General features: G+C 52.6%; 15 protein-coding genes, 1 tRNA gene and 1 pseudogene. 10 read left to right on the forward strand and 7 right to left on the reverse strand.

What is annotated here, in order from left to right:
* Nucleotides 1–50: 50 nt before the first annotated feature.
* Entirely contained in the window at nucleotides 51–1,310 is a 1,260-nt protein-coding gene (locus CHL74_RS02790) for a M16 family metallopeptidase (protein ID WP_094879604.1), read from the reverse strand.
* 262 nt (nucleotides 1,311–1,572) lie between these two features.
* Here CHL74_RS02790 and CHL74_RS02795 point away from each other — a divergent pair, with 262 nt between their 5' ends.
* From CHL74_RS02795 to CHL74_RS02805, 3 genes are all read left to right on the forward strand, one after another.
* Entirely contained in the window at nucleotides 1,573–2,538 is a 966-nt protein-coding gene (locus CHL74_RS02795) for a PCMD domain-containing protein (RefSeq protein ID WP_441339032.1), read from the forward strand.
* Nucleotides 2,539–2,737: 199 nt separating this feature from the next.
* Nucleotides 2,738–3,781: a BamA/TamA family outer membrane protein gene (locus CHL74_RS02800; protein ID WP_254923204.1), complete on the forward strand. Its 1,044-nt coding sequence runs from the start codon at nucleotides 2,738–2,740 to the stop codon at nucleotides 3,779–3,781.
* 21 nt (nucleotides 3,782–3,802) lie between these two features.
* Nucleotides 3,803–5,635, forward strand: a complete 1,833-nt coding sequence (locus tag CHL74_RS02805; protein ID WP_094879606.1) for a phosphoethanolamine transferase — start codon at nucleotides 3,803–3,805, stop codon at nucleotides 5,633–5,635.
* Between the two features lie 550 nt (nucleotides 5,636–6,185).
* On the opposite strand, the gene CHL74_RS02810 is transcribed toward CHL74_RS02805, so the two are convergent.
* The 3 genes from CHL74_RS02810 to CHL74_RS02820 form a co-directional block, all read right to left on the reverse strand.
* Entirely contained in the window at nucleotides 6,186–6,506 is a 321-nt protein-coding gene (locus tag CHL74_RS02810; protein WP_094879607.1) for a nucleotidyltransferase domain-containing protein, read from the reverse strand.
* Between the two features lie 76 nt (nucleotides 6,507–6,582).
* The gene (locus CHL74_RS02815) at nucleotides 6,583–7,776 is read right to left on the reverse strand and encodes an FprA family A-type flavoprotein (protein ID WP_094879608.1); all 1,194 of its coding nucleotides are present in this window, start codon (nucleotides 7,774–7,776) and stop codon (nucleotides 6,583–6,585) included.
* 38 nt (nucleotides 7,777–7,814) lie between these two features.
* Nucleotides 7,815–8,747, reverse strand: a complete 933-nt coding sequence (locus tag CHL74_RS02820) for a carbohydrate kinase family protein (RefSeq protein WP_094879609.1) — start codon at nucleotides 8,745–8,747, stop codon at nucleotides 7,815–7,817.
* A gap of 159 nt (nucleotides 8,748–8,906) precedes the next feature.
* On the opposite strand from CHL74_RS02820, the gene CHL74_RS02825 reads away from it, so the two are divergent.
* Together CHL74_RS02825 and CHL74_RS02830 are read left to right on the forward strand one after the other, a co-directional pair.
* The gene (locus CHL74_RS02825; RefSeq protein WP_094879610.1) at nucleotides 8,907–9,779 is read left to right on the forward strand and encodes a PfkB family carbohydrate kinase; all 873 of its coding nucleotides are present in this window, start codon (nucleotides 8,907–8,909) and stop codon (nucleotides 9,777–9,779) included.
* A 14-nt stretch (nucleotides 9,780–9,793) separates the two neighbouring features.
* Nucleotides 9,794–11,719 carry a DEAD/DEAH box helicase gene (locus tag CHL74_RS02830; RefSeq protein ID WP_094879611.1) on the forward strand — a complete coding sequence of 642 codons (1,926 nt, stop codon included), beginning with the start codon at nucleotides 9,794–9,796 and terminating at the stop codon, nucleotides 11,717–11,719.
* Nucleotides 11,720–11,986: 267 nt separating this feature from the next.
* Here the strand turns inward: CHL74_RS02830 and CHL74_RS02835 are convergent, their stop codons facing one another.
* From CHL74_RS02835 to pyrE, 3 genes are all read right to left on the reverse strand, one after another.
* Nucleotides 11,987–12,604, reverse strand: a complete 618-nt coding sequence (locus tag CHL74_RS02835) for a hypothetical protein (RefSeq protein ID WP_141241215.1) — start codon at nucleotides 12,602–12,604, stop codon at nucleotides 11,987–11,989.
* Nucleotides 12,605–12,680: 76 nt separating this feature from the next.
* Nucleotides 12,681–13,133: a polyketide cyclase gene (locus CHL74_RS02840; RefSeq protein ID WP_094879613.1), complete on the reverse strand. Its 453-nt coding sequence runs from the start codon at nucleotides 13,131–13,133 to the stop codon at nucleotides 12,681–12,683.
* 23 nt (nucleotides 13,134–13,156) lie between these two features.
* Entirely contained in the window at nucleotides 13,157–13,789 is a 633-nt protein-coding gene (gene pyrE / locus CHL74_RS02845) for an orotate phosphoribosyltransferase (RefSeq protein WP_094879614.1), read from the reverse strand.
* Between the two features lie 198 nt (nucleotides 13,790–13,987).
* On the opposite strand from pyrE, the gene CHL74_RS02850 reads away from it, so the two are divergent.
* The 5 genes and pseudogenes from CHL74_RS02850 to CHL74_RS02870 all read left to right on the forward strand — a co-directional run bounded on the left by CHL74_RS02850 (nucleotide 13,988) and on the right by CHL74_RS02870 (nucleotide 22,434).
* Complete coding sequence (locus tag CHL74_RS02850; protein WP_094879615.1) at nucleotides 13,988–15,793, forward strand: RluA family pseudouridine synthase; 1,806 nt, start codon at nucleotides 13,988–13,990, stop codon at nucleotides 15,791–15,793.
* Nucleotides 15,794–15,916: 123 nt separating this feature from the next.
* A tRNA-Arg gene (locus CHL74_RS02855) sits at nucleotides 15,917–15,988 on the forward strand.
* 45 nt (nucleotides 15,989–16,033) lie between these two features.
* Nucleotides 16,034–18,051 (forward strand): annotated as a pseudogene (locus CHL74_RS02860) (cytochrome c biogenesis protein CcdA).
* Between the two features lie 233 nt (nucleotides 18,052–18,284).
* Nucleotides 18,285–19,577, forward strand: a complete 1,293-nt coding sequence (locus CHL74_RS02865) for an L-cysteine desulfidase family protein (protein WP_094879616.1) — start codon at nucleotides 18,285–18,287, stop codon at nucleotides 19,575–19,577.
* A 382-nt stretch (nucleotides 19,578–19,959) separates the two neighbouring features.
* Nucleotides 19,960–22,434 carry a TonB-dependent receptor domain-containing protein gene (locus CHL74_RS02870; RefSeq protein WP_094879617.1) on the forward strand — a complete coding sequence of 825 codons (2,475 nt, stop codon included), beginning with the start codon at nucleotides 19,960–19,962 and terminating at the stop codon, nucleotides 22,432–22,434.
* The last annotated feature ends 133 nt before the right edge of the window (nucleotides 22,435–22,567 follow it).

Raw genomic sequence — 22,567 nt, forward strand, 5'->3', positions numbered from 1 at the left:
ATAAGAAAACGCCTGCAAAGCCAAATGGGTTTTGCAGGCGTTTTCTTGTTCTATCTGATCATCATTCTCGTAAGGTTTTCCTCGCTGAAAGTTTCCCTTGCCACAGCCTGAATCTCCTCTGCCGTGAGCGTGTCGATGCGTTCGCAGAGCGCCGTCACGTCCTTCAGCCAGCCGTAATGGAGGAATGTCTTGGCAAAGTCGAGCGCGAAAGCCTCCCTCGAATCACACGCTATACCAATCTGTCCGCGTATCTGCTTCTTCGCAGCTCTCAGCACAGCGTTGCTCAGCGGCTTCTCCATCACCTTGTCAAGCTCGCGGCGGACAAGGCGCAGACAGCGGTTGACGTTCTTCGGATCGCAACCGAAGTAGACTGCCCACAGTCCGGTGTCCGAATAGCTCTGCGTCATGCTCTCCACCGTATAGACTAAGGCGTTTCTCTCTCGCAGCGATACGTTCAGCCTTGCCGTCATGCCCGGTCCGCCGAGGATGTTGTTAAGGAAGTAGAGAGCTATGCGGCGCTTGTCCCTGATGCCGTACGAACGGGTGCCGAGCATCACGTGAGCGAGGTGCGTGTCCATGTGCTTCTCCAAGGTTTGCGCCACGTAGGGTGGGAGTGTGGCACCCTCGGCAGCCTCCTTTATGCGGCGTTCCACGATGGGCAACACCGGTGCTGTGCCCGCCGGCAATGGGCAGGCACGTTCCAACAGCTTCACCAGCCGACCGAAGTCTACGTCGCCATACGCGAAGAACACGCAGTTCTCCGGGCGGTAATAACGCTCGGTGAAGCGCTTTGCGTCCGCCGTAGTGTAAGTTCGCAGCTGGTCAGCCGACCCCAGAATGTTGTGTCCGAGGGGATGTCCTTTGTATATGGCGTTCTCGAAGAGGTCGTAGACGAGTTCGGAAGGCGAGTCGTTATAACTCTCAATCTCGTCGATTATCACCTCCACCTCCTTGTCAATCTCCGCTTGAGGATACGTACTGTTAAAGACGATGTCGGTAAGCAGGTCCACGGCACGGTCGATGTCGTCCTTAAGCACGGCGGCATGATAGACCGTCTCCTCCTTGTTGGTGAAGGCGTTGAGGTCGCCGCCCACACTATCCAGATAGCCGAGAATCTTCATCGAGCCACGTCGCTCGGTGCCCTTGAAGGTCATGTGTTCGCAGAAGTGCGCCATTCCCTCCTCCCGTCCCGCCATTTCGTCGCGCGTTCCGGCTGCCACGGCATACCCGCAGTAGACCACGGGTGAGCTGCTTGGAAGATGTATTACACGCAGACCAGACGCCAGCGTGTGTGTATTGTATTTCGTCATGCTGCAAAGTTACACTTTTCGGTAGACACCCGAGCAAGGGTTATGCAGTTTTATCAACTTTCATCTCTCAATTCTCAACTTGATTGTTGTTTGATGTTACGTATTTACCCATTTTTGGTCAATAAGTCATATTTAAGATATATTGTCTTATTAATGTCTAAATACAGGAAACTTTAGTGTTCTAAAAAGTTTCGCAACCGCATTTTTTATATAACTTTGCGCCATCGACAACATGTAATTATTATTAAAAAATAGTATTAAGATGATGACACTAATAAGAAAGGCTGCCATTGCAGCCATCGCCTTATTGCTCATGCCGCTGACGGCAAGTGCAGACGGCAACTTCGTGCTTTTCAAGTACGGCAACTTCGACACATGGGTAACACGTCAGATACATGAGTCGGCTGTGATAGGCGGAAACAAGAAGACGCTCTACGAGATTGGCCCCTCACGCGCCCTTACCGGCAACAATCCGTACACCAATCTCGGCGGTTCGCCGTGGGGAACCAGCAACGTCATGGCTAAGGTTATGGGCGTTGTGAAGACCAACAACTCCGTTTATCGCGACCATCACGGCTCGGGACATTGCGCCAAGATGATGACGCACATCGAGACTTGCCGCGTCCTCGGCATGATGAACATCAAGGTGTTGGCGGCTGGAAGCATATTCCTCGGCGACATGAAAGAGCCTATCACAGGAACGAAGGACGGTCCCAAGGCGCTCAACTTCGGCATTCCCTTCACGCATCGTCCTAAGGCGCTGCGCTATGACTATCGTGTTCAGGTGCCCGGAAACGCCAACCGCGTGAAGCAGACAGGCTTCTCCAAGCCAACTACGGTGGCAGGAAAGGACTGCTGCATAACCGTGCTCTTCCTCCAGAAGCGCCACGAGGACGCCCATGGCAACATCACAGCCAAGCGAGTCGGAACGCTTGTCGTGAAGTATAGCAAGACCACGGGCAAGTGGATAGACGGTGCCACGTACGAAATACATTACGGCAACATCACGCACAAGCCTTTCTACGACGCCTCCACCATGGGTCTGCGTTCCGTAGACTACGCCCGAAACTCCAAGGGCAAGAGCGTTCTTGTGAGAGAAACGGGCTGGGCTGACGCTGGCGAGACGCCCTCACACCTCGTATTGCAGTTCTCTTCCAGCCACGGCGGAGCCTATGTCGGCACCGTGGGCAACACCTTCTGGGTGGACAACGTAGGACTGGTGTATTAACTAAACTATTCTTTAGACAATGAAGCCAATCATACCCCTGCTTCTCTCCCTGCTTTTCCCAACGGGAATGTCGGCGCAGCAGAAAGACATACACGTCGACACTATGGCTACGGCAACGCCCATGACGCTTGCCGCAGCCGATACAGTCGTGCATGCGCAGTCCGCAGCTGACCAGCTGCCGCAGAAGAAGCGCAGTCTGATGACTCGATTTCTCGACTATTTCAACGACGCCAACAAGGAGAAGAAGAACCGTCGGTTCGACTTCAGTATTATCGGCGGACCGCATTACAGCACGGACACCAAGCTTGGCATAGGTCTGGTGGCCGCCGGACTCTATCGTTCCAACCCGCAGGACACGCTCCAGCCGCCAAGCAACGTGTCGCTCTTCGGCGACGTGTCTACCGTCGGATTCTATATGCTCGGCATCCGTGGCACGCATATCTTCCCCGGCGACAAGCAGCGCATCGACTACACCACTTACTTCTATTCCTTCCCCACCGACTTCTGGGGAATGGGGTATGCCAACGGCGACAACGATGACAACTGCAGCGACATGAAACGATGGCAGGCGCAGATGAAGGCGAGCTGGCTGTTCCAGACCGCCGACCGGCTGTTTATAGGTCCGACGCTCTCCATCGACTACATCGAAGGCAGAAACATAGAGCGCCCCGAGCTGTTAGAAGGCCAGCGCACGAAGACGTTCAATCTGGGTGTGGGCGTGACGCTCCTCTACGATACGCGTGACAATCTCACGGCTCCACATTCGGGAGTTTATCTCTCGCTTATGGAGTTGGCGCGTCCGCATTTCCTCGGCAATCATTATGCCTTCTCCACCACCGACCTCCGTGCAAGCGGATACATACCCGTGTGGAAGGGAGTTACGCTCGCTGCCGACTGCCGCGCCACCATCAACATCGGCAATCCTTCGTGGGGAATGATGGCTCTCCTCGGCAACAGCTATTCAATGCGAGGCTATTACGAGGGACGTTATCGCGACAAGAACAAGATAGAGGCAACCATCGAACTCCGTCAGCACGTATGGCGACGCAACGGCGTCGTGGCGTGGGCTGGAGCAGGTACGGTGTTCCCCAAGTTTGCCGACCTCAGAATGAAGCATGTCCTGCCCAACTTCGGTGTGGGCTATCGTTGGGAATTCAAGAAGAACGTGAATGTCCGACTCGACTACGGATTCGGAAAGCACGGACAGAAAGGATTCATATTCAATATCAACGAGGCTTTTTAGGGCTTTCAACTTTCAAATAGTATGACCAACTCTCATAATAACAGGCTCACGACCTTTCTCCGTCGTCTGCTTTCGCCCCGCTTTCTTTATTTCTATGCGGTGCTCTCCCTTGCCGTGCCCAACGTGGCGCTGTGCTTCACGGAGCGCATGCCGTTCATGGCTTGCCTTGCCAACGTGCTGCTGCCGTTGGGTGTTTACGGCGGGCTGATGGCGCTGTCGCGTAAGACGGGCTGTCAGGTGTGGCGCGTCTTTCTGCTTATCTTCTTCGCCGCCTTCCAGCTGGTGCTTATTTATCTTTACGGACGTGGAGTGATAGCCGTGGACATGTTCCTTAATCTTGTGACGTCCAATCCCGGCGAGATGCTCGAACTGCTTGACAATCTGGTGCCTGCCGTGGCTGGTGTTGTGGTGCTTTACGTGCCTCTCCTCATCCTTGCCTCCTTCTCATGGGCGCGTCATCTCAAGGCAGAGACGGCGTTCTGCCGTTCCATGCGCCGTGCTGCGCTGTGGTGTATGGCGGCTGGAGCCGTGGTGGCAGGACTCTCTTACGTGATGTATCCGAAGGGTGAAGACCGTCCTTTCACATATCGTGCAGAAGACCACATGTTCCCCGTCAACGTGTTTTATAATCTCGGACTTGCCGTGGAGCAGAGCAGTCTGTCTGCCAACTATAAGGAACGTGTGGCTGACTTCCGCTTCGACGCCAAGTCAGACCATCCAGCCGACTCAGCCGAAGTGTATGTCCTCGTCATCGGCGAGACCGCACGTGCCGCCAACTTCCAGCTCTACGGCTATCACAGACCCACCAATCCGTTGCTTTCACGCACGGACGGACTGACGGTTTTCTCGCATACCATGTCACAGTCGAACACCACTCACAAGAGTGTTCCTATGCTTCTCTCTGCCGCTTCCGCTGCCGACCACGATAGGTTGTACGACGAGAAGAGCATCATTACGGCGTTTCGTGAGGCTGGATTCCACACCACGTTCGTCTCTAATCAGTTGCCCAACCATTCTTACATCGACTTCTTCGGCAGCGAAGCGGACGACTGTATCTTCATTCGTGAGGACGAGACGGAGGCAAAGGAAGGTTCAGAGGATGTGGTGAAAGCCACGAGCGACGAGCAACTCCTGCCTTACGTGAAGCGTATACTGGCAAAGAAGCGCACCAAGGAACTCATCGTGCTCCACACATACGGTTCGCACTTCAACTATCGCGACCGTTATCCGCAGAGCGAAGCCCGCTTCCTTCCCGACACTCCGACGGAGGCAAAGGCGAAGAATCGTCCTTCTCTCATAAACGCTTATGACAACACCATATTGCAGACCGACCGCATCCTGGCTTCCATCATCGGTATGTTGCGTGATCGTGGTTGCGCCGCAGCTATGATTTACACCTCCGACCACGGCGAGAACATCTTCGACGACCAGCGCCTACGCTTCCTCCATGCCTCGCCCGTGCCCTCAGCTTACGACCTCAACGTGCCGCTTCTCGTATGGACATCGGAGCAGTACAGTCGTGACCACAGCGCCATAACCGCCGCCCTCCACGCCAATCGTGACAAGGACGTGGAGACCAGCGTAAGCCTTTTCCCCACCTTGATGTCGATGGCTGGCATCTCATCGCCGCGCACCGTCGCTCTGACGCCGCGCTCCCTGACCGACGCTGGCTATAAAGCCCCGCGCCACCGCCTCTATCTCGACGACCATAACCGCGCCGTGACATTGCGCCAGGCAGGAATGGATGAGTTTGACTTTGAGAAGATGAAGGAATGGGGGATGGAGGACGATGGCTGCCGTCCGCTATGCAAATATTGTCCCAATAGTAAAAACTTGTTACAAAATAAAAATTGATTATAGAGTTCCCGTTTGCTGTTTTTACGGTGTTTTGCTGTGCAAACGGCACCCATGCTTAACAATAGAGCCACTTTTATCATACAATAGTGCCACTATTAGAGTGTAAAAGTGGCGCTATTGTATGATAAAAGTGCCACTATTGCAGTGTAAAAGTGGCACTATTGCATCCCATTGATGCTTGTTTGGCTCCACCATTCATTGCACACTTCTTTTCTTAACCGCATAATCGGCTATATATCAGCATGCTATCGCTGCACGCTCAAAACTCGAAAATTTCGCACCAAGGATTTCTTAGTGCGCTGAACGAGGAGTATTGAGCATTAGAAATGCAAATATTGTGTCAAGCTGAATGCTTGTACGAATTAGGCAGGGTTTTGCCCGCGTCAAAAAATGAAGGCTCGCACCAGTTGGTACGAGCCTTCATTTCAGTTGATACTATTCAGCAATAGTAGGGCTATTAGATGACAATCAGGCTGATAATTGTCTTGACAAAATGGCTTTCTCTGTTTGCAGACTAACCAAAATTTTTTGATTGTCTTTTTCCATATTACACTAATGTTATGCCGTCTCTATTGACATTCTCGTAGAACGGAGTGAAATTGTATGACTCCCATTCTTTTTTTGTATAGAGGATGGGATTGATTTCTGCACCAAGATCGCAACCTAACAATACGAAAGGATAGCTTACTCTGTCATAGTCGGACTGATCAAGTTTTTCTTTGTCCAAAAGGATAAGGATATCCCAGTCTGAATCGTTGTGCGCATCTCCTCTCGCCCTTGATCCATACAATATAGCCTTGCTTCCGGTAGGGATAGCAGTCTTTGCTATATCTCTTATCTTTAAGATGGTTTTCTCGTCTGTTGACATATTCTAAAGCTTTTCTTATCGCAAAAATAAGCATTTATATTATGCCAAACAAGTTTTCAGACTTAAAACTTCTATATTATTCTGCCAGTTTCTTCGCTATCTCCTTTCCGAGCTGTTCGCATTGCTGGCGAGTCTCCTCGCTGAGGCTCTGCTTTATCTCCACGGTGTTGCCCACAAGCTCCAGCTTCAGCTTCTCTTCGTTGTATGCGAGAATCTTCTTCACGGTCTGACCTGCCCATGTGAACGATCCGAAGACAGAGAGGAAGCGGTCCTTGAGGTTGCGTCCGGCAAGCTCGGAGAGCAATGATGCCATCGGCGGATAAATCTCGTTGTTGTATGTCGGTGCGCCGAGGGCTATGGCCTTGTAACGGAAGATGTCGCGGATGATGAACGAGTGGTTCTCGCGCGAAACGTCGTGCATGACGATGTTCTTGACGCCAGCCTCGCTTGCGGCTGCTGCAATCATCTCTGCCGCACGCTCCGTGTTGCCGTACATCGAGCCGTAGCAGACCACCAGACCCGGCTCTGCCTCGTAACGGCTCATGCTGTCATACATGCTTACCACGCGCTCGATGTGCTTATGCCATACCGGACCGTGTGTAGAGCAGATATAGTCGAGCTTCACGCCGGCGAGCTTCTTCAGCGCCTGCTGCACCTGCACGCCGTACTTGCCAACGATGTTAGAGTAATAGCGGCGCATCTCGTCCCAGAAGACGTCGCAGCACATGTCCTCGTCAATCACAGCACCTGAGAGAGCGCCGAAGCATCCGAAAGCATCGCCAGAGAAGAGGGTGGCAGCTGTGGTGTCAAGCGTCACCATTGTCTCGGGCCAATGCACCATCGGCACCATAGTGAACGCCAGCTCGTGATGTCCCAGCGAGAGCGTATCGCCCTGCTTCACCTCGAGGATGTCGCCAGCCTTGCCCACGCCGTAATAGCCGCCGAGCATGTCGAAGGTCTTCTTGTTGCCCACGATTACGGCCTCAGGATAATACTTCTTGATGAGAGCGATGCTGCCGCTGTGGTCAGGCTCCACGTGGTTCACGATAATATAGTCGATCTGACGGTCGCCGATGACGCGGCGGATGTTGTCAAGGAATTGCGGGAAGAAGTCCACCTCCACGGTGTCGACAAGCGCAATCTTGTCGTCAAGGATTATGTACGAGTTGTAGCTCACGCCGTAAGGCAGAGGCCAGAGACCCTCGAAGAGAGTCTTGTGGCGGTCATTGACGCCAACGTAATGGATGGACGAAGTGATTTCTGTCTTCATTGTTGATATGTTTTGGGTTGTTTAAATAGTAGTGTCATTTATTTATTCTGCAGCTGCTGACCGAATTCCTTCGAGATATAGTTGAAGATGTCCTTGCAGCAGTCGGCAGAGAAAGCCGTGGCTGTGGCGATGAGCTTGTCCCAAACCTCCTCGGAAAGGCCCTGCTCCACGTCGTCGCGCGTCACGCCGTACTTTATCATGCCGTAGATGAATCCAGCATTGAAGTTGTCGCCGGCTCCGATGGTGCTCACCGTCTCGGTCTTGGGCATGGCATACTCCTTGTGGAAGCCGTTGTTGGAGAATACGCTCACCGGATTTGGTCCGTCGGTATAGATGAATCGCTTGCAGTAGAACGATGTCTCGGCACGATATACGCGCTCAGCCGAGTCCTTCTTATAGAGCACCTCGAAGTCCTCCTTCGAGCCTCTTACGATGTCAGCATACTCAAGGTTGTCGATGAGATTAGGCGTAACCTTCATCACGTCAGCCTGGTGAGCCTTGCGGAAGTTGACGTCATAATAGATGATGGCACCGCGCTGGCGGGCGTATTCGAGCAGTCCCGAAACCTGCGGACGCAGCGCCGGATTGACGGCATAGAACGATCCGAACACCACGATGTCGTCCTTCTGGATGTCAGGATAGGCAAAGTCCATGTGGTCATGCTTCTGGTCGCGATAGAATATATAGTCAGCATTGTTGTCCTTGTCGAGGAATGCGAGCGACACCGGCGACTTAGTTTCCTGAAATACGTTAATGGCAGATGTGTCGACGTTGTTGTCTCGGAGAAAATCACGGACGTATTCGCCCACTCTGTCATTGCCCGTCTCGCTGACGAACACGGTCTTGACGCCCGCCCTTCCGAGCGATACGATGCCGTTAAAGGTGGAGCCTCCCGGCACAGCCTCGATGGGCTTGCCGTTCTTGAAGATGATGTCGAGCATTGTCTCGCCGATACCTATTACTTTTCGCATGGTGGAATATATTGGTTATTGATATGATTCTCTATGTATGTATGAGGATGCAAATTTCTTAAAAATTATGGAAATAAGCAAGTTTTGCGCAATAATTTCACTAACTTTGCACATTCTTAGATAACCCCATTTTTAATGACTAAAACAAGTCAATCCACAATGAAAGATATATGTTGTATCGGTCATATCACTAAAGATAAGATCATCACTCCGCGCAAGACTGTCTACATGGCAGGAGGCACATCGTTTTATTTCTCTTATGCGTTCAATCATCTCCCGAAGGACGCCTCTTTCCAGCTCGTCACAAAGCTCGGCGAAAGCGAGATGGAGTCGGCAGAGGCAATGCGCCGTGTAGGCATTGACGTGCTGACCTTCCCCAGCCGCCACACTGTCTACTTCGAGAACAAGTATGGTGAGAACCAGAACGAACGCACACAGCGAGTGCTTGAGCGTGCCGACCCCTTCACCATTGAGGAGATGAGCACCCTTGATGCCAAGGTGTTCCATCTCGGTTCGTTGCTCAGCGACGACTTCTCGCCGGAGGTGATAAAGTATCTCTCTTCCAAAGGACGCATCTCCATTGACGCTCAGGGATTTCTTCGTGAGGTGCGTGGTGAGCAGGTCTTTGCCATCGACTGGGCTGACAAGCTCCAGATTCTCGCTCATACCGACATCATAAAGGTGAACGAGCACGAGATGGAGGTGATAACCGGACTCACCGACCCGCGCAAGGCTGCCGAGAGACTGGCAGAGTGGGGCGTGAAGGAAGTGGTGGTGACGTTGGGAAGCTACGGCTCTCTGATTCTCGCCGAAGGAAAGTTCTACGAGATTCCCGCTTACGAACCGCACGACATAGTGGACGCCACGGGATGTGGCGATACATATTCAGCAGGTTATCTCTGGTGTCGTTCACAGGGCAAAGGATATGACGAGTCGGGACGATTCGCCGCTGCCATGTGCACACTGAAGCTCGAGCACACAGGTCCGTTTGACCGTACGATAGAGGATGTGCTTGAGATTGTAAACAAGTAAACATAGTAAAGCAATTGAAGACATTTGAAGAACTTGGCGTAAACGGCGACATCCGCCGCGCCATTGAAGAACTTGGATTTGAGCATCCGATGCCCGTCCAGGAAGAAGTAATACCCTATTTGCTCGGCGATGGCAACGAGGTCATCGCCCTTGCACAGACAGGAACTGGAAAGACCGCCGCTTTCGGCATTCCGCTCCTGCAACGTACAGACCCCACAAACCGCGCCACACAAGCCATCGTAATCTCGCCGACACGTGAATTGTGTCTGCAGATTGCCGACGACCTCAAGTCGTTCGCAAAGTATATAAAGGGCATCAATGTAGTGGCTGTATACGGAGGAACATCCATTATCGACCAGATGCATGCCCTGAAGCGTGGCGCACAGATTATCGTAGCCACACCGGGACGACTCATCGACCTCGTAGGACGCGGCGCTGCCAAGCTGGAAGCCGTGCGCAACGTGGTGCTTGACGAGGCTGACGAGATGCTCAACATGGGATTCTCCGACAGTATCAACGAGATTTTCGAGAATGTTCCGCAGGACCGCAATACGCTGCTCTTCTCCGCTACGATGAGTAAGGAGATAGAGAAGATTGCGCGTGGCTACCTGCATGACTACAAGGAAATAGTGGTTGGCTCGCGCAATGAGGGCGCAGAGAACGTCAACCACATATATTATATGGTGAATGCCAAGGACAAATACCTGGCATTGAAGCGCATCGTCGACTATTATCCCCGTATCTACGGCATCATATTCTGCCGCACCAAGGCTGAAACGCAGGAGGTGGCAGACAAGCTCATCCGCGACGGATATAACGCAGAGCCGCTGCACGGCGACCTCTCGCAGCAGCAGCGCGACATCACCATGCAGAAGTTCCGCCAGCATCTCACGCAGTTGCTCGTCGCTACGGACGTGGCAGCGCGAGGACTGGACGTGGACGACCTTACGCATGTCATCAACTACGGCATGCCCGGCGACATAGAGAGCTATACTCACCGCTCAGGACGTACCGGTCGTGCAGGCAAGAAGGGCACGTCCATCTCTATCATACATACCAAGGAGAAGGGCAAGGTAAGAGCCATCGAGAAGGTTATAGGCAAGGAATTTGTGGACGGAACGCTGCCCACACCGCAGGAGATCTGCTCCAAGCAGCTCTTCAAGGCCATTGACGAGATAGAGAAGGTGGACGTGGACGAGGATCAGATTGCTCCGTTCATGGAGGATATCAACCGTCACTTCGAATACTTCGACAAGGAGGACATCCTCAAGAAGATTGTTTCGCTGGAGTTCGGCCGCTTCCTCAAGTATTACGCCAACGCCCCTGAGATTGTCAAGCCGTCTACATCGCATGACCGCAAGGAGCGTGGTGAGGGTCGTGACGGCAAGAAGCGCGAGAAGCGCATGCCTGAGAAGGGCTACCGCCGCCTCTTCATCAATCTCGGAAAGGACGACGGATTCTATCCGGGCGAGGTGATGCAGTTTATCAACCGCAACGTTCACGGCCGTCAGGACGTAGGCCACATCGACCTGCTCGCCCGCATCTCGTACATCGAAGTGCCGGAGGAGGACGCCCAGAAGGTAATGCGTGCTCTCAACGGAGCCTCTTATCGTGGTCGCACGGTTCGCTGTAACGACGCCGACGACACGCCTTCTGACAACAACGGCGGACGTCAGCAGCGCCGCTCAGGTTCGGATCGTGGAGCAAGAGGTGACCGCCGCTCGTCACGTCGCGACGATGGCAGTCAGTATGAGAAGCGCTCAAAGCGTCGCAACGACGGTGAAGGACGAGGCCGTTCGCAGCGTGGAGCCGCACGCTTTGAGAGCGGACGTCAGGACGACTGGCGCCAGTTCATCGACAATCCCGACATCAAGCTCGTAGGCGAAGAGCCCGACTTCTCTGAGGAAGGATGGGCACGCCGCAGACCAAAGAAGAAGTAAGAAAATATAAACGCTAATAATGGGCGCAGTCAATGCAGACTGCGCCCATTATGTTAATGTGTTGATAATAAGTAGGTTGCTGATATCCTCTCACATTTTATGAGGGAATGTTGGCACTTTTATACACATTTTAAGGGGGAATAATCGTCATTCCGTACACATTTTATGAGGGAATAATCATCATTCCGTACACATTTTATGAGGGAATGTGCCTTTTTAAACTGATTTTAGCTATAAAATTGAGCTTTTACGTCCTGCTGCCTTCGCTTAATTGTTGATGCTGAGGACGCCGAGTGCGCCTGTAGAAGTGGCTCGGTATTTGATTAGTTTTTTGCCTCCCGTCTTGCAGATGCCGTTGTTATTGAGGTCGTATTCGCGCTTGCAGTTGGCGCAAGTGGCAAATCCCTTGGAGTTGATGCTGAGCTTGTATGACACCATATTGGTCTTGGCGTAACATTCCGGGCACTGGCTGTCGTAGGCGTACAGCGTGGCAGGAGACGAAAGATTGCCGTAACCCACTATAACACCCGTCTTGTTATATACGCCGATGGCGCGTGTACGTCGCAGGTCGTCAGCGTTCTCCTTTGCCTTTGTGGTCTTGTTGCTCTGGTTACTCTCAAAGTAAATGAACAGCGCTCCGCCTTCCGAACCCTCATGGATGCGGCAGAACACACCCGCCGACATCGGGTTGAGTGCGCTTTGAAGCGTCGGGTCCTGATGTACGGAATTGTCGAAGACGAAGTAGGCGCGTAGCGAGGAGAAGTCGAATGAGTCGGCTGAGCAGGCTACGAGAAGCGGTGCTGCCAGCAAGAAAGCCTTAAGCGACGTGACGATAAATGACGTGCGCGTCTTAAGGAACAATGAAATGATTCTGCTCGGTGTCATGTTTCGTTAATTGAGAGTTGTCTATTTGATAATTTATAGTTGAGAGTTGAGAATTCCCAACTCTCAACTATAACTGTTATTCGTACTGAATCATCTGCAGCACGTCAGCTATTTTCTCTATTCCTTCCTGCAGTGGCTTCTTCACCATCTGCTTGATAAAGGGATTGAGGTCAGCCTTTATCGTGAGCTTCATCTTTGATGTCATGGTTGTGACGGGGAGAATCTGAATCCAGAAATTGAAGGGAATCGGACTCTGTTCCGTCTCAAACTTGATGCACTTCGGCTCGTCGCGGTCTACTATACGCAGACGTATGGCACCCACCGGTGGCACATTCACAGACATCGAGTCAGCGTCGAATGTGAGGTCCTTGATTTTCTCCGCTTGCTGACGAGCTTCCTCCGGCATGCTGTCCTTCATCAGCTCCATGCGCTCCTTAAGCTTCTCAAGGTTGTTAAGGTCGCTGAGCTTCGAGTAGACGCTCTGCTGGGGATAGTTGATCTGGCGGATTGTACTTTCGAATGTACTCATTTCGTTATTTTCGTATGCTCTTGTTATTTCTTCCAGTTAGCCGGATCCTTGCGCCATTCAGCCAGAACCTCGAGGTCTTCCTTATTGATGTAGCCGGTCTCAGCGGCGATAGCTGTGGTGTGCTCATAGTCAGAGAGAGTTACGAGGCGAACGTTGGCAGCCTTGAATGCCTCCTCAGCAACGGGGAAACCGTAAGTATAGCTTGCCACCATACCCACTACCTCGAAGCCAGCCTTGCGCAGAGCGTCAACAGCCTTGAGTGATGAGCCGCCGGTAGAGATAAGGTCCTCCACCACTACAACCTTTGCTCCCTCGGGAATGGTGCCCTCAATCTGGTTGCCCATGCCGTGATCCTTCGGCTTCGGACGAACGTAGCAGTAGGGGAGAAGCAGCTCGTCAGCAACGAGAGCGCCCTGGGCGATGGCTCCAGTGGCAACACCAGCAACGGCTGTAGCCTCGGGGAACTCCTCATGGATGAGGTGTACAAGCTCCTGCTTTACGAAAGAACGAAGCTCGGGATAAGCCAATGTCTTGCGGTTGTCAGTATAAATCGGCGACTTCCATCCTGATGCCCATGTGAAAGGATCGTTGGGCTGAAGCTTGATGGCCTTTACCTCAAGAAGCTTTGAGGCGAACATTTTTTTCAGTGTACTCATTTTGTTTTCTGTTTTTATGTTATTCTTTAAGTATGCTTTCGGCTGTTAGGTGCGATGCCAGTGGCATTCGAGCCAATGCAAATGTAGACAAAATAATCGAATTATCATATATTATATTGTGCATTTATGCATATGGCGAAGATTTTTACTAACTTTGCCTTGTCTATTCCCCACCTCTTATTATACATCATACTTACTATGAGCAACGTCATACATCCACTTCATACCGATATACAGCCCCCGAAACAGTTCACATTCCCCTTCTGCTATACTCCTCATCCGCTGTGTGAGTTGGCGGCTGAGGCTGTGCAGCATTACATCCGTACGTCAGGTGTATGCGACGGAGAGGGTGGGGGAAAGATGTTCGGAGTGCTCGTGGTGAGGAATGAGGCTGCGGACGGTCAGCCATTGGTGAGCGATGGGGCTGCGGAAGTGGCGCCCTACGCTTTCCTTGCCGCCTATTCCGGTCTGTTATCGGGTCGCAATGACTGGACTTTCTTCGTGCCTCCGGTCTTCGATGCGCAGCGTCCGGACGGACATTTCAAGCTCACCGAGGCTGAGATTTCGGCTCTTAACCATGAGGTTGAGGCCCTCAAGAAAGCCCCGGAATACAAGGAAGCGCAGCAAAGACTGGCGGACGCTAAAGCCCTTTACGCCAATAAGATGGCAGAACGCAAGGCGGATATTGCCACAGCGAAGGCGCGACGTGACGAGCGAAGGGCAAGCGGACCGATCTCAAAGGACGAGGAAGCTGCCATGATAAAGGAAAGCCAATACATGAAAGCGGAGCTGCGACGCTTCAAGAAAGAATCGGAACTGAAGCTTGCGGCGCTGACGGAGGAGGTGGAAAACCATCGTTCGCGAATAGAAGCGTTGCGCCATCGTCGCAGCGAGATGAGTGACGAACTGCAGAAATGGCTCTTCTCTCAATATCGCATGCTCAACGCTTGTGGCGAAATACGCGACATTACCGACATTTTCCTTGAGAAAACCGGAACGATGCCACCCGCTGGAACCGGCGACTGCTGCGCTCCAAAACTCCTGCAATATGCTTACAGTCACGGACTTCAACCTCTATGTATGGCTGAATTCTGGTGGGGCGACTCGCCGCGTCAGGAGATTCGCCACCATCTGCATTACTATCCTGCCTGCCGTTCGAAGTGTCTGCCCGTCCTTACGCACATGCTTATCGGACTGGACGTCGAACCTAATCCGCTCCAATGCGTGAGAAACGTAGGCGAACCGCGCATCGTCTTCGAGGACGAAGCCATCATTGTGGTGGACAAGCCCTCCGGCATGCTCTCTGTTCCGGGCAAGGAAGTGATGGTGACAGAGGACCATTCGGCTGCTAACGTTGAGGAATATGTAAAGCGAATGCTGGCACGTCGCCATGCAGAAGGAAAGAGTATAACGGAAAAACCAGTCACGGTAAAAGCTGTTCACCGCCTCGATATGGACACAAGCGGTTTGCTTGTCCTTGCCCTTAACGACGCTGTCTACACCGAGATGCAGCGCCAGTTTGCCTCCCGCGAGGTGAAGAAGCGTTACGAGGCATTGCTCGACGGCATCCCGGAACGCCTCCCCGACACCCCGTTCCGCACCATGAGCGACGACGGACGTGACGGTCGCATCACCCTTCCGCTCTCTCCCGACCTCTCAGACCGACCCCGTCAGCAGGTGGATTATCAGACCGGCAAGCCTGCCGTCACCGACTTTCATGTTCTGAGAGTGTTCCCCTCTGGCGTCACCCACGTCTTGCTCACTCCGCATACGGGTCGCACCCATCAGCTGCGCGTCCACTGCGCCCACCCCGAAGGTCTTGCTACGCCCATCCTCGGCGACCCTCTCTACGGTCGCAGCACCACCCGTCAGCGCATGTATTTGCACGCTGCCAGCATAGAGTTTCGCCATCCCGTCAGCGGAGAAACCATACAACTCAGCAGTCCGAGCAATTTCGAAACAGCTGTATCACAATCCGATAACAACGAAAAAAGCGGCATTTGATATATCTATTGCATATAAAAGCGCCTCTTTTATTTCGGTGTTCCGAAAAAAATCAATAATTTTGCAGAATCTTATGCCGTATAAATCAAACAAACGATCTTTCTTTGATTAGGATAGGAAGATGCTCCTATAGTTCAATGGATAGAACGGAGGTTTCCTAAACCTTTGATCCGGGTTCGATTCCCGGTGGGAGTACATAAAACAATTCAAAATCTTTTAACATTCACACAAGTAAACTCTATGAGAAAAGCGATTTCACTTGCCTTGCTGCTTATGGTAGCAATGTTCTGCAATGCGCAGATGGCAAACCCCGTGAAGTTTACCTCGCAGCTCAAGACAGGCAATACTGCTGAGGGCGAGATTATCTTCTCTGGTAAGATCGAAAAGGGATGGCACGTCTATTCTACCAATCTTGGTAGCGACGGCCCCGTCGAGGCGTCATTCCATGTCGATAAAAAAGACGGTATCGAGCTGGTCGGAAAACTTACACCGCGCGGTCGTGAGATTTCGAGATGGACCCAATGTTCGGAATGAAGCTCCGTTACTTCGAGCACAGCGTCCAGTTTGTCCAGAAAGTGAAATTCACTAAGCCGACATATTCCATCAAGTGCTACCTCGAGTTCGGCGCTTGCAACGAGGAGATGTGTATGCCTCCCACAACCGTAGAGCTGCACAAGCAGGGCAAGGCTCCCGCTACAGACGCTGCTGCAGCTGCCGAAGAGGCAAAGGAAGAGGCTCAAGGGCTGACCGCCGACACTGTAAAGGCTGATTCGGCAGTCGCTGCTGACAGCGCAGCTGCCCCCGCAGTTCTCGACAAGTCAGAAGCCCAGAAGCTCTGGACACCGGTTATCTCAGAGCTTGCCAAGTATGACAAGCCCGTGAGCAACTCACTCCTCTACATCTTCCTCGCAGGTATCGTAGGCGGATTCCTCGCACTCTTCACCCCGTGCGTATGGCCTATCATCCCGATGACAGTGAGCTTCTTCCTCAAGCGTAACAAGGAACGTAAGAAGGCCATCCGTGAAGCCATCACCTACGGTGTGAGCATCGTGGTTATCTACGTGGCTCTCGGTTTGATTGTGTCGATGTTGTTCGGAGCCAGCGCTCTTAACGCCCTCTCCACCAACGCCATCTTCAACATCCTCTTCTGCCTCTTGCTCGTAGTGTTCGCAGCTTCCTTCTTCGGAGCTTTCGAGATTACGCTGCCGGCATCTTGGACCAATAAGATTGACGCCAAGTCAGAACAGACAAGCGGCATCCTCAGCATCTTCCTCATGGCGTTCACCCTTTCGCTCGTGAGCTTCTCATGCACCGGTCCTATCATCGGCTTCCTCCTCGTGGCAGTATCGTCAGAAGGCAGCATCGTAGCTCCGACCATCGGTATGCTCGGCTTCGCCATCGCTCTGGCTGTGCCCTTCGCTCTCTTCGCAATGTTCCCCACACTGCTCAAGTCAGCACCTAAGTCAGGTGGTTGGATGAACGTTCTGAAGGTGGTTCTCGGCTTCATCGAGCTGGCTTTCGCGCTGAAGTTCCTCTCAGTGGCCGACCTCGCTTACGGCTGGCACATCCTCGACCGTGAGGCGTTCCTCGCACTCTGGATTGGCATCTTCTCTCTGCTGGGACTCTACCTCCTCGGTATGTTCAACTTCCCGCACGATGATGAAGGCCGCCGCACCAACGTGCCGCAGTTCTTCCTCGCTCTCGCTTCGCTTTCATTCGCCTTCTATATGATTCCTGGTCTGTGGGGTGCACCTCTTAAGGCAGTCTCTGCTTTTGCACCGCCAATGAACACTCAGGACTTCAATCTCTACAAGAACGAGGTTCATCCGCGCTTCAAAGACTATGAGGCAGGTATGGCAGCAGCTCGTCTTGAGGGCAAGCCGGTTATGGTTGACTTCACTGGCTTCGGCTGTGTTAACTGCCGTAAGATGGAGGCAGCCGTATGGACAGACGCCAAGGTGGCTGACCTGCTCAACCAGAAGTACGTGCTCATCTCGCTCTACGTGGACGACAAGACTCCGCTGCCGCAGCAGATGGAGGTGACAGACACCGACGGTTCAAAGCGTACACTCCGCACCGTAGGCGACAAGTGGAGCTATCTCCAGCGCCACAAGTTCGGTTCTAACACCCAGCCGATGTACATCCTCCTCGACAACGAGGGCATGCCGCTCACCGGCAGCCGCTCATACGACGAGAACATCTCTGAATATATCGACTTCCTCAATGCCGGTCTTGACAAGTACGGCGAGTCGAAGTAAACAGTATGACATATCATAACTAAGAATAACGCAGGGACTATCCCCGTATTGCAGCACGCAATGCAGGGAAGTCCCTGTTTTCGTATGCTTACTGGCAGGCGGGCAGACAAGATACAAGTAGACAAGGAGATTTGTTTATACTCGATATTGAAAAAGCAGGATAATTCTTGCTTGTCATTATTTTATTTAATAAATTTGCAGTCAAAACTAACCATAAAACAACATATACTGTAATGCTTGACAACAACATTCGTGAACAGATAATCAGCCTCATCAACCGTGAGGTAGTGCCGGCTGTCGGTTGTACAGAACCAATGTGCGTGTCGCTCTGCGTGGCACGTGCCACAGAACTCCTGGGATGCCGCCCGGAGAAGATAGAGGCACATCTGTCGGCAAACATCCTTAAGAACGCTATGGGCGTGGGAATCCCCGGTACGGGAATGATTGGTCTGCCCATCGCCATCGCACTCGGTGCCATCGTAGGCAAGTCAGAGTATGGTCTTGAGGTAATCAAGGACCTTACACCCACCACTCTTGAGGAGGGAAAGGCATACGTGGCAGCCAACGAACACATCGACATCTGCCTGAAGCAGGGCATCACCGAGAAGCTCTATGTGGAGATACACTGCAAGGCTGACGGCCATGAGGCTGTTGCCGTCATCGCCACCGACCACACACGCTTCGTGTATGAAGAGAAGGACGGTGAGGTATTGATGGACAATCGCAAGCCCGCTGGCGCCGTAGCCGCCAACAACGACATCCGTCTCAACATGCGCTTGGTGTATGATTTCGCCACCACCACTCCCTTGGACGAAATCCGATTTATCCTCAAGACCCGCGAATACAACTTCCGCATTGCAGAAGAATCGAAGAAAGCCAACTACGGACATTGCCTTGGCAAGACCATCGACCGTCCTCTCAGCCACGGCATCTTCGGCAATTCCATCTTCTCACACATCATCTCCAAGACTGCATCGGCTTGCGACGCACGTATGGGAGGTGCCATGATTCCGGTTATGAGCAATTCAGGCTCGGGCAATCAGGGCATCTGCGCCACCAATCCCGTGGCTGTATACGCTGACGAGAACGAGAATACTGAGGAAGAACAGATCCGCGCTCTTATCCTGAGTCACCTCACCGCCATCTATATCAAGCAGAACCTCGGCAAGCTCTCAGCCCTCTGCGGTTGCGTAGTAGCAAGTATAGGTTCAAGCTGCGGCATCACCTATCTCATGGGAGGCGACTATCAGCATATCTGCTCTGCTGTGAAGAACATGATAGCCAACATCACGGGTATGATCTGCGACGGTGCGAAGCCCAGCTGCGCCCTCAAGATTTCGTCAGGCGTTTCCACCGCTCTCCTCTCTGCCCTCCTTTCAATGGAAGGCAAGTGCGTGTCGTCAGTGGAAGGCATCATCGACGACGACGTAGACCGTTCCATCCGCAATCTCACCAGCATCGGTGCTGAAGCAATGAACCGCACCGACGAAATGGTGCTGGACATCATGACGCATAAGGGCTGCTAGGCGGCACGGCGTGCCGAGTCTGGAGTTTTGTTGTTTTTGACATGAAGACATGAAGACAGGTTTTTTTAAGCTTGTAGGCAAACTGTAGGAGGCTATGGCGTCTCGCCGTAGCCACGCAGCCTCCCATAGCACAATTTTCAAGATGCTCAACCAACTATTCATGGAGGCGTGGGAGCTGGAGGTGTATGTGGGTGCGTGGCTACGGCGAGACGCCATAGCCTCCTATGTTTGCCCCATTCCCTAAAAACATGTCTTCCTGTCTTCTTGTCTAAAATAGCCATGTCTTCCTGTCTAAATACCCCTTGTCTTCCTGTTAAAAAAATCAAAAGTCGCTTCTTTTCTTAAACGTCCTGTCTTATGCTCCGTCTATAAAGATATGGATATGAAACGTCTTTTAATGTCATGCCTTACCTGCACAGTTGTAGTGGCAGGATGGGCTCAAGGTTCGGTACGTGGAAAGGTGCTTGACAAGCAGACCTCCGAACCGCTTGGATTCGTAAATGTGAAGGTTACGCTCTCTGACAACGACAAATTTGTCGCTGGCGGAACCACAGATATAAACGGCAACTTTAATATCAGCGGTCTTGACGACGGCTCTTACAACGTCACGCTGTCCTACATAGGATATCGTGAGGTGAAGCGTTCGTTCACCGTGGGCGCCCCGAAGCGCGACGTCCACTATAACATTCTCTATCTCGCGCAGGACGCCAAGATGCTCCAGGGCGTCACCGTAACCGGACAGAAGGCGGCGATGAAGCTGGAGGTAGACCGCAAGACTTTCGACGTGTCGCAGCTTATCAGCAATGCAGGACAGTCGGCGTCTGACGTGCTCGACAACGTGCCCTCCGTGGAGGTGGACAACGACGGCAACGTGTCGCTGCGTGGCAACTCCAGTGTGGAGGTATGGATAAACGGCAAGGCTTCGGGTCTGACAACAGACAACCGTGCGCAGATTCTGCAGCAGCTCCCCGCAGAGAGCATCGACCGCATCGAGGTCATTGACAATCCTTCGGCAAAGTTCTCCGCTGAAGGATCGGTGGGCATCATCAACATCGTCCTCAAGAAGAACCGTAAGGCGGGCTATTATGGTTCGCTGCAGGCTGGCGGCGACACCAGACGCGGAGCCAACACCAGCTTTAACATCAACTACAGCAGTTCGCTCATTGATGCTTACGCCAACATCGGCTATCGCCACCGCTCCAATACGGGACGTGCCGAAAGCCATCAGACTTCTTCCACCTACAATCAGGACTATCGTGCCGACAACGACCACTGGGGCAACAATCTCTTCACACGTGCCGGCGTGACGCTCCACGCCACGAAGAAGGACGAGCTGACGCTCAGCGGAATGCTTATGGACGGCGAGCGCCGCTCCAACAGCCTCACACCTTATTATTATACAGCCGTAGGCGATGGCTTGCACGACTATCGCATGGACCGTCTCAGCCGAGGAAAGAGTGGCATGGGAATGTATTACGGCGAGTTCACGTACCGCCACTCGTTCTCTGACAAGCACTTCATCGACTTCACCGCGGATATCAGCAAATGGAAGATGGACGGCGACAACTGGTATCAGGACTCCACCGTTGTGGACGGCATTGCCACGTCTTACGACTATCAGTATCGTCCGCAGCATATCAACAATAACCGCAAGGAGATAAAGCTGGAATACGAGAATCAGGTGACGAAGGACTTCAAGATTGAGGCTGGCTATCAAGCCAACTTCTCAAGGGAGAACACGCCGCAGGAATCGTATATTGACAACACGTCGTTTGACGGCGCAGCAGCTGAGGAAGACCGCAAGTACTTCAACCGCTTCATATACAACCAGGACCAGCACTCCTTCTACACCACGCTCAGCTATAAGCTCGGACCGGTGGGCATCATGGGAGGTCTGAGAGGCGAGTACTGGCGCGTCAACACCGAGAGCTATACGTGGGAGCAGGAGCATGATCCGTCGTTGCGTGAGAAGCCTTTCAAGAAGGACTACTTCCAGCTCTTCCCGTCGCTCTTCCTCTCATGGCAGATGACTCCCACACAGCAGCTGCAGGTAAACTATACGCGTCGTCTGCGTCGTCCTTGGGGAGGCGAGCTCAATTCGTTCCGTGATACGCGCGACGCCACCACCGTGTCGTTCGGTAACCCGTATCTTACGCCGGAGTTCAGCAATTCGTTCTCGCTCAACTATCTGAAGCAGTGGGACAGACATTCTCTGCTCCTCTCCGCCTATTATCGCCCCACGTCGGACGTCATCCAGCGCATCTCCTACAAGAGTTCCACGGACGGACTGTTCTATTCCACTTCGATGAACGTGGCGAAGAGTCTGTCGTCAGGTCTGGAGTTGACATTGAAGAACAATATCTTCCGCATCCTCGACCTCACCACCTCCGCCAATGCTTATTACTATAAGCTCCACGGATTCTCGTACGACATCGACGGTCAGACGGTGACGGGCAAGGAGGACCATAACTTCGCATGGAACGCTCGCATGACAGCCAGCCTCATCCTCCCGTACGACATCTCCATCCAGACCACGGGTCGTTACGAGGCTCGCACGGTGATAACGCAGGGTTATCGCAAGCCAAGCTACAGCATAGACTTCGGAGCAAGGAAGAACTTCTTCAATAAGGCTCTGTCCGTATCGCTCAACTGCCGTGACCTGCTCGACTCGCGCAAGTGGGAGACCTTCACAAGCGGCGAAAACTTCACGCGCCATCAGATCTTCCGCCACGGCGGCAGAAAGGTGAACCTGACCGTGACGTATAACTTCGGTAACATGAAGGCAAAGCGCCATCAGATGAAGAAGGGCAGCGACTCCGACGTACAGATGAACTACGGAGGAGGAATGGAAGAGTAAGCGCGGCGCTTCGCGAATTAGGAATTTTGAGTTTTGAACCCAAATCATTAGAAAAAATCTTCTTATCCACCATGCAAATATTGTCCAAAGAGTAAAAACATGTTACAAAATAAAAAATGATTCTAGAGTTCAG

It is taken from the genome of Prevotella sp. 885 (genome assembly GCF_002265625.1).
Taxonomy (GTDB): domain Bacteria; phylum Bacteroidota; class Bacteroidia; order Bacteroidales; family Bacteroidaceae; genus Prevotella.

What these genes read in the sequence shown, in the direction of transcription:
- CHL74_RS02790 (WP_094879604.1), bottom strand. Translation starts at nt 1,310, where the DNA reads ATGACGAAATACAATACACACACGCTGGCGTCTGGTCTGCGTGTAATA.
- CHL74_RS02795 (WP_441339032.1), top strand. Translation starts at nt 1,573, where the DNA reads ATGATGACACTAATAAGAAAGGCTGCCATTGCAGCCATCGCCTTATTG.
- CHL74_RS02800 (WP_254923204.1), top strand. Translation starts at nt 2,738, where the DNA reads ATGACTCGATTTCTCGACTATTTCAACGACGCCAACAAGGAGAAGAAG.
- CHL74_RS02805 (WP_094879606.1), top strand. Translation starts at nt 3,803, where the DNA reads ATGACCAACTCTCATAATAACAGGCTCACGACCTTTCTCCGTCGTCTG.
- CHL74_RS02810 (WP_094879607.1), bottom strand. Translation starts at nt 6,506, where the DNA reads ATGTCAACAGACGAGAAAACCATCTTAAAGATAAGAGATATAGCAAAG.
- CHL74_RS02815 (WP_094879608.1), bottom strand. Translation starts at nt 7,776, where the DNA reads ATGAAGACAGAAATCACTTCGTCCATCCATTACGTTGGCGTCAATGAC.
- CHL74_RS02820 (WP_094879609.1), bottom strand. Translation starts at nt 8,747, where the DNA reads ATGCGAAAAGTAATAGGTATCGGCGAGACAATGCTCGACATCATCTTC.
- CHL74_RS02825 (WP_094879610.1), top strand. Translation starts at nt 8,907, where the DNA reads ATGAAAGATATATGTTGTATCGGTCATATCACTAAAGATAAGATCATC.
- CHL74_RS02835 (WP_141241215.1), bottom strand. Translation starts at nt 12,604, where the DNA reads ATGACACCGAGCAGAATCATTTCATTGTTCCTTAAGACGCGCACGTCA.
- CHL74_RS02840 (WP_094879613.1), bottom strand. Translation starts at nt 13,133, where the DNA reads ATGAGTACATTCGAAAGTACAATCCGCCAGATCAACTATCCCCAGCAG.
- pyrE (WP_094879614.1), bottom strand. Translation starts at nt 13,789, where the DNA reads ATGAGTACACTGAAAAAAATGTTCGCCTCAAAGCTTCTTGAGGTAAAG.
- CHL74_RS02850 (WP_094879615.1), top strand. Translation starts at nt 13,988, where the DNA reads ATGAGCAACGTCATACATCCACTTCATACCGATATACAGCCCCCGAAA.
- CHL74_RS02865 (WP_094879616.1), top strand. Translation starts at nt 18,285, where the DNA reads ATGCTTGACAACAACATTCGTGAACAGATAATCAGCCTCATCAACCGT.
- CHL74_RS02870 (WP_094879617.1), top strand. Translation starts at nt 19,960, where the DNA reads ATGAAACGTCTTTTAATGTCATGCCTTACCTGCACAGTTGTAGTGGCA.